General features: G+C 49.6%; 10 protein-coding genes and 1 tRNA gene. 10 read left to right on the top strand and 1 reads right to left on the bottom strand.

Annotated features, from left to right (window positions below):
* The 3 genes from AC14M5_RS15500 to AC14M5_RS15490 form a co-directional block, all read left to right on the top strand.
* The coding region (locus AC14M5_RS15500) for an FGGY family carbohydrate kinase (protein ID WP_484030592.1) at positions 1–1,116 on the top strand (1,116 nt) is incomplete at its 5' end.
* 136 nt (positions 1,117–1,252) lie between these two features.
* A complete protein-coding gene (locus AC14M5_RS15495; protein ID WP_484030591.1) occupies positions 1,253–3,715 on the top strand; it encodes an FAD-dependent oxidoreductase in 2,463 nt (820 codons plus the stop codon).
* Positions 3,705–4,238, top strand: coding sequence for an NUDIX hydrolase (locus tag AC14M5_RS15490; RefSeq protein WP_484030590.1), 534 nt, complete (start codon positions 3,705–3,707; stop codon positions 4,236–4,238). The genes AC14M5_RS15495 and AC14M5_RS15490 overlap by 11 nt, the downstream gene beginning before the upstream one ends.
* A 44-nt stretch (positions 4,239–4,282) precedes the next feature.
* Here AC14M5_RS15490 and AC14M5_RS15485 read toward each other — a convergent pair whose 3' ends face one another.
* Positions 4,283–4,963 carry a hypothetical protein gene (locus AC14M5_RS15485; RefSeq protein WP_484030589.1) on the bottom strand — a complete coding sequence of 227 codons (681 nt, stop codon included), beginning with the start codon at positions 4,961–4,963 and terminating at the stop codon, positions 4,283–4,285.
* A 168-nt stretch (positions 4,964–5,131) separates the two neighbouring features.
* Here AC14M5_RS15485 and AC14M5_RS15480 point away from each other — a divergent pair, with 168 nt between their 5' ends.
* From AC14M5_RS15480 to AC14M5_RS15450, 7 genes are all read left to right on the top strand, one after another.
* The gene (locus AC14M5_RS15480) at positions 5,132–7,057 is read left to right on the top strand and encodes a TIGR03960 family B12-binding radical SAM protein (protein WP_484030588.1); all 1,926 of its coding nucleotides are present in this window, start codon (positions 5,132–5,134) and stop codon (positions 7,055–7,057) included.
* Positions 7,058–7,071: 14 nt separating this feature from the next.
* The gene (locus AC14M5_RS15475) at positions 7,072–7,593 is read left to right on the top strand and encodes a hypothetical protein (RefSeq protein ID WP_484030587.1); all 522 of its coding nucleotides are present in this window, start codon (positions 7,072–7,074) and stop codon (positions 7,591–7,593) included.
* Positions 7,594–7,598: 5 nt separating this feature from the next.
* Positions 7,599–8,228 (top strand): TIGR03936 family radical SAM-associated protein, encoded by a 630-nt coding sequence (locus AC14M5_RS15470; RefSeq protein ID WP_484030586.1) that lies wholly within the window; start codon positions 7,599–7,601, stop codon positions 8,226–8,228.
* A 61-nt stretch (positions 8,229–8,289) separates the two neighbouring features.
* On the top strand, positions 8,290–9,258 hold the full coding sequence (locus tag AC14M5_RS15465; RefSeq protein WP_484030585.1) for a PrsW family intramembrane metalloprotease: 969 nt from the start codon (positions 8,290–8,292) through the stop codon (positions 9,256–9,258).
* An 84-nt stretch (positions 9,259–9,342) separates the two neighbouring features.
* A tRNA-Arg gene (locus tag AC14M5_RS15460) sits at positions 9,343–9,414 on the top strand.
* Between the two features lie 89 nt (positions 9,415–9,503).
* Positions 9,504–10,589 (top strand): SH3 domain-containing protein, encoded by a 1,086-nt coding sequence (locus tag AC14M5_RS15455; RefSeq protein WP_484030584.1) that lies wholly within the window; start codon positions 9,504–9,506, stop codon positions 10,587–10,589.
* A gap of 115 nt (positions 10,590–10,704) precedes the next feature.
* Positions 10,705–11,886 carry a FecR domain-containing protein gene (locus AC14M5_RS15450; RefSeq protein ID WP_484030583.1) on the top strand — a complete coding sequence of 394 codons (1,182 nt, stop codon included), beginning with the start codon at positions 10,705–10,707 and terminating at the stop codon, positions 11,884–11,886.
* The last annotated feature ends 25 nt before the right edge of the window (positions 11,887–11,911 follow it).

The raw sequence follows: 11,911 nt of genomic DNA, 5'->3' as shown, positions 1-11,911 counted from the left end.
CTCCGCCAAAAGACAGGGTTGCTACTCGACAGCTATTTTTCCGCGTCTAAGCTCAAGTGGGTATTTGAAAACTATCCTAATATTCGCAGGCAGGCACATGAAGGTAAATTGAAATTTGGCACAACCGAAACCTGGGTCATCTGGAAGCTGACAAATGGCAAACTGCACGTCACCGACCCATCTACCGCCTCGCGTACTTTGCTATTCGATATGAACACATTCCAATGGGATGATGACTTACTTTCACTGTTCGACGTTCCACCCAGTATGCTGCCCGAAGTAAAGCCATCCGCAGGTTATATCGCTGATGTGGATTTTGGGAATGGCAGGCCTCAGCCTCTACATGCATTATTGGTGGATCAGCAAGCCGCATTATTTGGTCAGTCTTGTTTCAACGCCGGGGAAATGAAGTGTTCTTTTGGTACGGGCAGCTTCCTTTTGATGAATATCGGGGACAAACCCCGTTTATCGAATAATGGCTTGCTTACAACCGTAGGCTGGAATTTCAACGGGCACACCGCTTATGCTTTCGATGGCGGGATCTTTGTCACAGGTTCGGCAGTGCAGTGGCTGAGAGATAATTTGAAATTGATTCCTGATTCTGCATCCAGCAATGAAGCGGCCGAGCGTTCCACCGATTCGGGTGTGGTGGTTGTCCCTGCTTTGCAAGGACTCGCCGCCCCCCACTGGCGGACAGATGTGCGCGGCGCCATGTTCGGATTGAATCGCAGCACAAGTTCAGATGATATTGTCCGCGCGACATTGGATGGAATTGCATGCCGTGTATATGAAGTGGTAATGGCAATGTCTCAGGATTTGGGCCAGACACCTCCACATCTAAAAGTGGATGGCGGCCCATCGGGCAACCCCTATCTCATGCAAATGATCGCGGACTTATTAGATTTAGAAGTGCAAGTCTCTGCCGCGCTGGAAGCTACAGCAATTGGCATTGCCAACCTCGCAGGCATGTCTGCTTTGGGAACAACTTTCGATGATTTATCGAAAAATTGGAAAGCAGAAAAAGTTTATATACCGAAGATGGGAAAAGAAGAAAGAGGAAAGAAACTGGCGCAGTGGAATAAAGCGGTTGAGGCAGTGAAGATGTTTCATGGGTAATACCCTTCTTGCTGAGCGGAGGCGCGGTCTTTGCGCCGCAGTCGAAGCACATATAATAACGAATTCGCATTCACCTTGTCCTTCGACTTCATTCCTCGCTACCGCTCGTCACTCCGCTCAGGACGGACAATGAACTATGACACAAACATTTGACATTGCAATCATCGGCGCGGGAGTGGTGGGATGCGCAACTGCACGTGAGCTTTCCCGTTATCAACTTAAAGTTGCGCTCGTAGAAGCGAATTCAGATGTGGGCATGGGGACATCGAAAGCCAGCACGGCCATCTGGCACACAGGCTTTGACGCAAAACCAGGCACGCTCGAAGCAACCTTGATGAGGCGCAGTTATGGCCTGATGGACAAGTTCATGCCCGAAGCAAACATCGCGCATGAAAGGCTGGGCGCAATTTTGATCGCCTGGAATCAGGAGCAATTTGATTCACTTCCATCTCTGCAAAAGAAGGCGTTCGAGAACGGTGTTTTGGATGTAAAGATTATTTCTGCTGATGAAATTTATGAACGTGAACCCCATATCAACAAAGGTGCGTTAGGCGGTTTGCTTGTCCCTGGCGAGGGAATTCTTTGCACCTTTTCTGTTCCACTAGCATTTGCATATCAAGCCGTTGAAAATGGCGTGGATTTATTTTTGAATTTTCAGGTGAAGGAAATCAGACCATCGACGACAGGCGATGGCTCATTATGGTCTATCGTCAATGGTCTATCGTCCGTGAGTGAGGTCATTCGTGCTCGTTACATCGTCAATGCAGCGGGATTGTTTTCAGACGAGATCAATGCCCATTTTGGAAAGAACAACTTCGGAGTCGTTCCGAGGCGAGGACAATTAATCGTCTACGATAAGTTGGCGAGTCCACTTGTTAATCACGTGTTGCTGCCCGTGCCCACATCCAAAACAAAAGGAGTGTTGATCAGCCCGACAGTTTACGGAAATATTTTGCTTGGCCCAACCGCGGAAGACCTACCCGCTTCGCGCAAAACGGCCACGCAAACAACTGCGGATAGATTAGAAATGTTGATTGGCAAAGGGCGCGAGATCCTGCCCCAATTATTGGATGAAGAAGTAACAGCCACTTATTCTGGTTTGCGCGCCGCAACGGAGCACAGTGATTATCAAATTGAGATGGATGCCCAACAGAAATATTTGTGCGTGGGCGGAATCCGCTCGACGGGGATTTCTGCCGCAATGGGAATCGCTGAATATGCTGTGGAGCTATTGAGCGGTGCGGGGTTAAATTTACAATTGAAATCAGGCTTTAGATCGGTGAAGATGCCAACGATTGGGCAAGCTGATATTCGGCCACATCAAAACGCCGAGATGATTTCTCGTAATGCATCTTATGCTGAGATCGTTTGCCATTGCGAAGGAGTATCGCGCGGTGAGTTGACGGACGCCATGAATGCAATTATCCCAGCCACAAGCTTGGATGCCTTACGAAGACGAACCCGCGCCTCGCAAGGCCGCTGCCAGGGATTCAATTGCCACGCGGCATTGGTTAAGACTCTGGAATCGGGGAGCTTGCTACCCGAAAAAAACCGACAGCAAGCTGTCAGACTCCAGAGGGGCAACGAAGTTGACGTGTTGATCGTCGGCGCTGGCCCTGCGGGCCTCTCGGCTGCAATTGAGTTGAAGAAGCGGGGAATAAAAGATGTGATCGTCGTAGACCGCGAACCTGAGGCAGGCGGTATGCCGCGTTTTTGTCACCACACAGGTTTTGGGAGGGAGGATTTGTGGCGCACGTGGTCAGGACCAAAATATGCAAGATACTATAGTGATCTTGCTGAAAAATTTGGTGTTGAAATACGAACATCAACCACCATCATGGGGTGGAAGGACTCATCCAAATTAAGTTTCACTTCGCCAAGTGGATTGGGTGAAATCGAAGCGCAAGCGATATTGCTTGCCACAGGTGTGCGCGAACGTCCTCGTTCGGCGCGATTGATTCCAGGGACTCGCCCGCAAGGTATTTTTACTACTGGGTCTTTGCAGAGATTTGTTTATCAGGAACATTTGCCTGTTGGTAATCGCGCCGTCATCGTAGGTGCGGAATTGGTGAGTCTTTCCGCATTAATGACGCTGATGCACGCGGGTGTGAAATGTGAAATGATGGTGACAGAAGAAGCGCATCACCAAATTGAATTTCCATACGTGGTGATGAAGTGGGCACTGGCTGATATTCTCACTCGGACGTCCATTCTGTCCAGAACTCGTGTCACAAATATCTTTGGGCACAAAAGGTTGGAAGGCGTTGAGTTGACTCACGAAAGCGGACAAATAAAAATCGTGGAGTGTGACACAGTTATCTTCACAGGCAATTGGATTCCTGAAAATGAAATTGCAAGGCTGGGCGGGCTGGAGATCAACCCCGTTACACGCGGGCCAAAGATCGATTCGGAGTTTCATTCATCGGTGACAGGTGTATTCGTGGCGGGGAATTTATTGCGCGGTGTGGAGACTGCCGATCATTGTGCTCTGGAAGGAAAACGAGCGGCAACATCTATGGCAAATTTCATTAATTCTGGACTCAGTTCAGGTAGCGAACTGCCTGAATCCAGAGGCGGGACTCAAGAAAATGGCAGATGAACTACTTGACATCGTAAACGACGACGACATTGTCACGGGGCAGGCAACGCGTTCCACTGTCCACAAGCTTGGGTTACAACACCGAGGTGTGCATGTATTTTTATTTACACAAGACAGAAAAATGCTTGTGCAAAAGCGGAGCGCAGACCGCGCCTCATCTCCATCCATGCTGGATTGCTCCGTCTCGGAGCATGTCCAGGCTGGAGAAAGTTATCTCGAAGCGGCAGTGCGTGGTTTGAAGGAGGAAATGGGTTTGGAAGGGATCGAGATCAAACCGCTGGTCACAATCAAAATGGAATATGGCCCCAACGACAATGAGATCAGTAGAATTTATGAAGGGTTCATCACACACCCCAATCAAGTCAGGTTTGACCCGGTTGAGATCGAAGAGATTCATTATTTCAGCCTCGATCAGATCAAAGAGATGATGATGGATAAAAAGAATGCTTTTTGTCCCTGGTTTGTCGAGATCATGAACTGGTATTTTCACCAACCATCCAAGTTGATCGTGCTGGAGAGATAACAAAAAGGACAGGTTTTGAAACCTGTCCTTTTTGTTTAATCGAACTACGGGCACGCTTTCCTATAGGTAACCAATCTCTCTATCTTCTGTGTGCGATCCACCACACCGCCACCTTTGTTGATACCGATAAATTGGAAATCGATCCAAGCTTTTTCGAGGATGCGCAGGTCGGGGTGCATATCCAGCGCCTCGAACACGAGGGAGAAATTGCCCTGCTTGTCGCTCACCATTTCACCAACATTCTTCCATTCAGACGGGTAAAGAGCAGCAGGATTGTCGACGACGCGGTAATACATGATGGCATCCACGATCTCGGGCAGGTTCGCAGTGATGTTAATCGTCATCTCGCGCGGAAAACATTGCAAGGTAAGTAGATCGCTCGAAAACTTGATGTCTTTAAATACGCCCTTGCCTAAATCGTTGGGGACCAATACTTCTACAACGTCTGATGAACCTGTAGCTGCCGGAAGGGTTGGCACAACCTCGGTGGCTTGGGGAGGTTCCGCAGTGGGAATCAGTGTTTCAGTGGGACCCACAGTTGGAGGGACCTCAGTTGGCGCCTGGGTAGGCAGCGAGATGGAAGTTGGCGCGGCCTCTTCGGTTGGTGCGATAACGGTCACAAGTACAGTGGCAATGATCGGGGTCGGTTGCTCCTGCTGAATGGGCTGCACAACACCACACGCCGCCAGCAATAACGCCAGCGTAATAAATAAAACTTTTCTCATTTCATACTCCTTTTTTGTTTTTAATTTTAAGCCCTACCCACCCGCAACCCGTTGACCCGTTTGGGCTATTTATGATGATTTTTCTTTTCATTTCTGCAAAGACCATTCATCACGGGCTCAAAAATTTCCAATCTATTTCGATAATTCTTATCAGGTATAATCTGCGCCATGATGTTAACTCCTGAGCAGATCGAATTAAAACTGGATCGCATCCTCTTAAAGGTGCAAAAGCCTGGTCGCTACGTGGGCGGGGAACTCAACTCCGTTGCCAAAGATTGGGATAAAGCGCAGACCAAAGTTGCTCTTGTATTCCCCGATATTTATGACATCGGCGTTTCAAATGTCGGATTGAAGATCCTGTACGACCAGATCAATCAGCGGGAGGATGCTCTGGCCGAACGCGCTTATGCTCCCTGGTTGGATATGGAACCACTCATGCGCGAACATGGGATTCCACTTTACTCGCTCGAATCAAAACGCCCCTTAGCCTGCTTCGACATAATCGGCTTTACCCTCCCTTACGAGACTCTCTACACGAACGCCCTCAACATTCTCGATCTGGCTGGCATCCCCGTCCGCTCAATAGACCGGGATGAGACTCACCCCATCATCATCGCTGGCGGACATTCCGCCACAAATCCTGAGCCCATGCATGCATTCATCGACGCTTTCGTGATCGGCGAGGGCGAAGAAGTGATTCACGATATTATCAACATCGTTCAAACGTTTAAACGTTCAACGTTCAAACGTTATGACTTGTTGGTTGCGCTCGCAAAAATCCCCGGTGTGTACGTTCCTCGCTTTTACGAAACAACCTATCTCGAAGATGGAACGGTGGCTTATACCGAGCCAACCATCCCAGAAGCGCCTAAAACTGTCAACAAGCGCATCGTGGCAAAACTACCTCCGCCACCAACAAAATTCATCGTGCCGAATATTGACGTTGTCCATAACCGTGTCTCCGTTGAAATTATGCGGGGCTGCACCCGCGGATGTAGATTCTGCCAGGCGGGTATGATCACCCGTCCCGTACGGGAAAGAAGCGTGCAAGAGGTGGTGGATGCCGCCGATGAGGCAGTCCGCGCTACGGGGTTTGAGGAATTGGCGCTCATGTCGCTTTCATCCTCTGATTACACTTACATCAACGATCTGGTGGATGCGATCAGCAAACGCTTTGAGGGACGAAAACTAACCGTTTCACTTCCATCCCTGCGCATTGAATCTGTTTCAGTGAGTTTGATGGAAAAGCTAAAACAGCACCGCTCCGGCGGTTTCACACTTGCGCCCGAAGCAGCCACCGAACGCATGCGCCGCATCATCAACAAATTTATCCCCGACGAAGAAATCATCAACACCACGCGTGATATTTACAGCCGCGGCTGGACGACTATCAAACTATATTTCATGATCGGCCATCCCAGCGAAACCATCGAAGATGTGCAAGCCATTGTAGATCTGTGCAGACGCGTTATAGAAGAAGGACGTAAAGTGGCAGGCTGGAAGGTGAAACTTCATGCAGGCGTCAGCACCTTCGTGCCCAAACCACAAACTCCCTTCCAATGGGTTTCCTGCGATACACGAGATAGCATTTTGGAAAAACAGGCTCTGCTCAAGCGCCAATTGATGAAAGATAAAAATATCAAACTAAGCTGGACGAAACCCGAAGACACCCTGCTTGAGGCCTGGCTTTCGCGCGGTGACCGCAGAACATCGGATGTGATTTACACGGCCTGGAAAAACGGCGCGAAGTTCGATGCTTGGGAAGAGGGCCGCAAATACGAAACATGGATGGCTGCCTTTGAAGAACACGGCCTTGACCCTGCTTTCTACACCCACCGCCAGCGCCGTACCGATGAAGTCTTCCCGTGGGAGCACATCACTGCTGCGGTGCGCAAGAATTTCCTCTTTCAGGATTTCCGCATGTCACTCGAAGGCCAGATCCGCGTGGATTGCCGCTTGAACTGCTTTGCCTGTGGCATCCTGCCGACTTTTGCCAACCTGCGGCGTGAGAACCCTGGTGAGGGTTGGAAGTGCCCGGATGTGAAAACCCCCGCACGGAAAATTGATATTGAATTACCCGTAGTGGGTGATTAATTCCCTTTAGCCCAATGAATAAAACCATTCTGCTTGAGCGCTTGCAGCATGAGCGCGATAAATTTGAGTTATTGCTTAACCGTGTCGGTTTTGCGCGCCAGTTGACGATGAACGGCGTTTCAGGCAGTTTGTCGATCAAAGACCTGCTGGCCGATGTTCTCTCACGCGAGCAATTCATCTCAGACCGATTGACTGAGATATTGCATTGCGAAACATATTCACCCTGCACCTCCTACACTGCCCTGGAAAATTTTCAGAAGGTTTATGGCTGCCCGGATTACGAATCGCCGCTGATGGAAAAGGAAAAGATCGATCACCTGGTGACGCAGAAATATAAGAATATCGCATTGGACGAGATCATCATGCAGGAACTCGCCGCGTATTCAAATATCCTTTCTGCACTGCAAAATTTATCGCACGATCAATGCCTCGACCACGACCTTTTCCACCGTATTGCGCAGCACACTTATAAATCGTACCGCCGCACCAGCCTGGAAATAAACCATTGGCTCAAACGAATGGCTGCGGAATCATAAACTTTATGCGGACCAGGATCACATTCACAAAACAAGGCGCACTGAGATACACCGGTCACCTTGACTTGCATCGACTATGGGAACGTGCCATGCGCCGCGCAGAATTACCCCTCACCTACTCGCAAGGGTTTCACCCACAGCCGAAGATCAGCCTGGCCGCCGCCCTGCCATTGGGATTCTCATCCCGCGGCGAAGTGCTGGATGTGCGCTTGAATGAAGAGATATCCGTTGAAGATATTTCCATTCGATTAAGAGACAGCCTGCCTCCCGATATACGGGTCATCCATGTGGAAAGCGTGGATGAACGCGCGCCCGCTTTGCAGACACAAGTGCTCTCAGCGGCGTATGAAGTCCATTTGACAGAACCAATTGACGGCGCGGAGTTGACGCGCAACGTCAAGGCGCTGATGACCTCTGAATCACTTCCGCGTGAACGTCGCGGAAAATTTTACGACCTGCGTCCACTGATTGAGATGTTAAGCGTGGTCACAGAGGCGGATGGCGAAGTGTGGCTGAGGATGACTCTGGCCGCGCGGGATGGCGCCACGGGACGGCCAGAAGAAGTTTTGAGCGCGCTTGATATTGCACCAGAATACACGCGCGTTGAAAGAACACGCTTGATTTTTCAAAAATAAAACGTAGAATGTAAGGGTCCGAGTTCATGGACTCGTTTTTATTTTTCAGAGGAGAAACATTATGGCACTGATCGCATCTTTGTTCTTTGGTTTTGTCCCAATGTTTTTGTATGCCGCATTCGTTTACTGGCTGGACCGTTATGAAAAGGAGCCCAAGGCATTATTGGGTGCAGCTTTTTTCTGGGGCGTGATCATTGCCGCAGGCGGAGCCTTCATCATTAATACGGCATTTGGTGTTGGTATCTACATCTTCACCAACTCAGAGGTCGCCGCAGAATTTGGCACAACTTCAATTGTTGCGCCATTTGTCGAGGAAATACTCAAGGGCCTGGCGGTTGCAATCGTCTTCGTTATGTTCCGCAGGGAATTCGATTCCATCCTGGATGGAATCATTTATGGCGGCATGGCTGGGTTGGGATTTGCCGCAACCGAAAACTCGCTCTACATTTTTCGCAATGGATATCTTGAAGGCGGCTGGGGCGGTTTGTTTGTGCTGGTCTTCATCCGCGTCATCGTGGTCGGGTGGATGCACGCCTTCTTCACTGCGTTTACAGGCATTGGTTTTGCCGTTGCCCGATTAAACAGGAACATGTTAATTAAGCTCATCGCACCTCTTATGGGACTCGCCATTGCAATCACCGTCCATGCTTTCCACAACACCCTCGGCGGATTGATCGGTGGAGTAGAAGGCCTTGCTGTTGGTTCACTGATCGACTGGTTCGGCTGGGCATTGATGTTCTTTTTCATCATTTGGATGATCGTCAACGAACGCAACATTGTTAGAAAACAATTGTTGGAGGAAGTTTCATCGGGCCTGATCTCACAGGCGCAATATCAAAAAGCTTTATCCCCCTGGACGTTAACCACGGCATCCTTGAGCGGCAGGGCCACCTCCCGTTTTTATCACGCCTGCGGTGAGCTGGCGCACAAGAAAGAACAGTTAAAAAGACTTGGCGACGAGAGCGGAAATATGGTCATCATCGAATCGCTTCGCAAGGAACTCGCAGGACTCGCTCCACAAGTGCGATAAAAAACATCGCTTCAATTCTGACCATAAGGCTGATGACACTTCCATCAGTCTTTTTCTTCGCCTATGGTAAAATTCCGTTCGCCCGCCCCCGTAGCTCAGTGGACAGAGCGTCAGCCTCCGGAGCTGAAGAGGACAGTTCGAGTCTGTCCGGGGGTACACATCACAGCCGCCACATACGGGCGGTTTTTTGTTTCGACCCCTTTATCTTGTTTCACACTACTTATTTCTTGGATACAATTGTCTCCGTGCATTATAAAAACTTTGCTCTACTCATTATGTTGATGATCGCAATCACGGGTTGTGATGTGAAACTGGAAGGCCGAGTTGCATTTACAGCGACCCCGGAATTCGTCACCGCTACCTTGCCAGCCACGCCCATTCCACTGCCAACGCAAACGCCTCTCCCGCCTACGCCTGCTCCAACCATCCAACCAATTGAAGGGACAACCACTACCCAGGTCAACGTGCGGGCGGAGACTTCCACAGCCAGTGAGAACCTGGGTTTGATCGCGCAATTTTCCAAAGTACAGATCATTGGCAGGGATGCGAGTGGAAGCTGGTATCAGATCATTTATTCAGATTCGCCAACAGGCATTGGCTGGGTGCGCGCGGAATATGTGCAGATAAATGCATCAGCGGAGATTCCTGTCATTGGCGCGGAGGCAGGCGAAGGGTCCGCTATGAGCGGGCTGGTCATCCAAAAAATAAATATTCGTAACGGTCCTGGCGCCACATATGAAACGCTCGGTGTATTAAATCCAAATGATGTGGTTTTCATCATCGGCAAAGACCCCAGCGGCGCGTGGATACAGATCGAATATACAAATGCTCCTGATGGAAAAGGTTGGGCAGCCTCTGAGTTTTTACAAATTGATGATGCTGATTCTCTACCGATAATTGAGGATGCAGAGCCAACGCCGCAGGCCTCAAATGATATTGTCTCAACGCCTGCCGCCGTGATCACTTTGACCGCCCTGCAGGATGGTGACTCAATGGAAAATCCATTAGCGAAAGTGACGATTGCCCCAACAGGCTCCCATGCTTTTCAGGTAATTGGCGAAGTTTCTGCGCCTGATGGAGATACCGAAGATTGGGTTGAATTTAGTTCAGATAGCGAGGCTATAACTATTCAAGTGTCATGTTCAAGCAATGCAATACAAGTGGAGTTGTGGAATAATGGAGTTAGTATCGATGATCTTTTATTTATTTGTGGAGAAGAACAAATTATTAACATTACATCCAACAGCGTTTATTACTTGCGTTTATCCAACCCTGCTTCAAATGAATTCCGTTACACAAAATATACTTTGAAGGTGGAAGCTGTCCGCTGAAAATGGCTTGTCAGATCGCATTACATTGATAGTAAAATTCCTACGAATGAGCTGGCCAATGAAACGCCAGCTTGGCGTTATAAGATTTATCGATCATTGATATTTGGAGGTAAGAATGAAAAAGAGAGCCACATACTTGTTTACCCTGGTTTTGACCATATTATTAATTGCTGGTTGTCAACCAAAAGACGAAAAACCAGTCTCGCCGCTTTCTGCCAGGCTGAGTGAACTCTCCGGGAAGGTGGATTCAAAACAGGCCGGGGATGAGGCTTTTTCGCCCGCCAGCGCGGATACCGTGCTGGAAGCGAACGGGCAAATCCAAACTGGGAATGATGGACACGTTCGCCTGGATCTGTCTTCTGGTACGATCATTCGAGTGGCGCCAGCCTCTTTGTTCACACTGGTCTCGAACGATGAGGTGGAGGGCGGCCTTGCAACAAAAATCCAATTGGAAGTTGGAAAGCTCTTCATCATCTTGAGCGGCGGCAGTGCGGATGTAGAAACGCCCTCTGGTGTGGCTTCTGTGCGCGGTTCCTATATGAAGGTGGAAGCTGTGGAAGTTGCTCCCGGGGTATGGGACATTTATGTGACCTGCCTGGAGGGGAGTTGTTCTGCCAGCAACCCGGCTGGCACAGAGAATTTCGGCACTGGTGAACGAGTCATTCTCTTCCATCGCGACCCGGTAACAGGGAATTGGACCGCACCCAATGCTGAACCCATGACACCCGAGGAATTCCAGGAATGGCTGGATGAAAACCCCGAGGCAAAAGATATTATTGAGCAGGCCGAGGCAACCATGACAGCAATGGCCGAACCAACTGAACCTCCTACCGAAGCGCCTACTGTTGAATCCGTAGTGCCGCCGGGAGGCTCAAGCAGTGCCTGTTTTAATATTATTGAGCCACCAGCAGGAGCGGGCCTTCCAAAACTGGGCCAGGTCACCTTTGCATGGGAAGAGGAGCCTGGCGCGCAAATGTACGTGATTACATTTATAGATCAAAACGGGAATCGGGCGATCATCGAGACTACAGAGACCAGCACTGCGCGTTATATCGAAATCTTCCCTAATGGTGGAGAGTATGAATGGTTTGTCACTGCATACGGCGCAGATGGAGGTGAAATCTGCTCGACAGATACGGCATCCTTCACGAAGCCACAGGGTGACCCTACACCGAAGCCACCTAAGGAAGAAAAAGAAGAGAAACTGCCGACTGAACCGGCTACTACTTGCGACATTTGTTTTGATTCTTCATGTCCAGGCTATGACCCGTATGGACCTTCTTGCTACGGTTATTAGTGATGACCCAATTTTGGCGGTTTCC

It is taken from the genome of Candidatus Villigracilis sp. (genome assembly GCF_057083605.1).
Note: the sequence above shows the minus strand (reverse complement) of the source record. Positions and strands in the feature narration are given on the sequence as shown.